Source organism: Methylorubrum rhodinum (assembly GCF_014199935.1).
In the GTDB taxonomy this organism is placed as follows: Bacteria; Pseudomonadota; Alphaproteobacteria; order Rhizobiales; family Beijerinckiaceae; genus Methylobacterium; species Methylobacterium rhodinum.
In genome coordinates, this window is record NZ_JACHOP010000052.1 from 1 (window position 1) to 1574 (window position 1574).

General features: G+C 67.7%; 1 protein-coding gene. It reads left to right on the forward strand.

Features of this window, described 5'->3' with window-relative positions; all coding sequences use genetic code 11:
- Positions 1-63 precede the first annotated feature (63 nt).
- Entirely contained in the window at positions 64-1500 is a 1437-nt protein-coding gene (locus tag HNR00_RS25275) for an IS1182 family transposase (RefSeq protein ID WP_183574312.1), read from the forward strand.
- Positions 1501-1574: the final 74 nt, after the last annotated feature.

Below are 1574 nucleotides of genomic sequence, written 5' to 3' on the forward strand. Positions count from 1 at the left end.
GGGTGGAGGCTGTGTGAAAAACTCTGCTGTTCTGATAGTCTCTGCGGGACGGTGGAGGCGGCTATGGCGCGTTTTGTTTGTGGTGCTGATCGCCATCAAGTCACGCTTCTGCCGAACCGGCTGGACGATTACGTATCCGAGGACAATCCGGTGCGCGTCGTCGATGCATTCGTCGACGAACTCGATCTCGCGGCTCTGGGCTTTGACGGCGTGGTGCCGGCCACGACGGGCCGGCCCGGCTACCATCCCGCGACGCTGCTGAAGATCTACCTCTACGGCTATCTCCACCAAGTCGCCTCCAGCCGCCGCCTGGAGCGCGAGGCCGGCCGCAACGTCGAGCTGATGTGGCTGACCGGCCGCCTCGCCCCGGACTTCAAGACCATCGCCGACTTCCGGCGCGACAACGGTCCTGCGATCCAAGCCGCCTGCCGCCAGTTCGTGGTGCTGTGTCGCCAACTCGGCCTCCTGGCCGGTGGTGTCGTGGCGCTGGACGGCAGCCGCTTCAAAGCGGTGAACGCCCGTGATCGCAACTTCACCCCAGCCGCGGTCCGGCGCCGCATCGAGCAGGTCGAGGCGAGCATCGCACGCTATCTCGCCGCCCTCGACACCGCCGACCGCCAGGAAGACGAGGTCGCGCGCGTGCGCAAGGTGCGCATCGCCGAGCGTCTGGACGCCCTGCGGACGCGAATGCGCGAGTTGCAGGCGATGGAGACGCTCGTCGAGGCTGCCCCCGACCGGCAGATCTCTCTGACAGACCCGGACGCGCGGGCGATGGCCACGAGCGGTAAGGGCACGGGGATGGTCGGCTATAACGTGCAGGCGGTCGTCGACACCGAGCATCATCTGATCGTCGCGCATGAGGTGACCAACGTCGGGCACGACCGCACCCAGCTGGCGCACATGAGCCGGCAGGGCCAGGTGGCGACCGGGCATGAAGGGCTCAGCGTGCTGGCCGACCGGGGCTACTTCTCGGGCGAGGAGATCCTGGCCTGCGAGCAGGCCGGCATCGCGGTGACGCTGCCCAAGCCGCTGACCTCGGGCGCCAAGGCGGAGGGGCGCTTCGGCAAACAAGACTTCGTCTACGAGCCAGAGGCGGACGCCTACCGGTGTCCGGCCGGCGAGCGGCTCTCCTACCGTTACACGAACGTGGAGGGCGGACTGACGCTACGCCGCTACTGGACGACGGCCTGCCACGACTGCGCGATCAAGGCACGCTGCACGCCGGCCAAGGAGCGGCGGGTGACGCGGTGGGAGCACGAGGCTGTCTTGGAAGCCGTACAGCGCCGGCTCGACGCGGATCCTCATGCGATGCGCACGCGGCGCCAGACGGTCGAGCACGTGTTCGGGACGCTCAAAGGCTGGATGGGGGCGACGCACTTCCGGATGCGACGGTTGAGAAACGTGGCCACCGAGATGAGCCTGCAGGTCCTGGCCTACAATCTGAAGCGGGTCATGGCGATCCTCGGAACCGGGCCTATCCTCACCGCCCTGCGGGCGTGAGGGCACGCGGCACCTCGCACCCCGTCATAATCCGCGCCGAAACACCCAACCGCGTTCTCACACAGCCTCGGTGG

Excerpts from the sequence above, each read along its gene's own strand:
- HNR00_RS25275 (WP_183574312.1), top strand. The coding sequence starts at position 64 with ATGGCGCGTTTTGTTTGTGGTGCTGATCGCCATCAAGTCACGCTTCTG.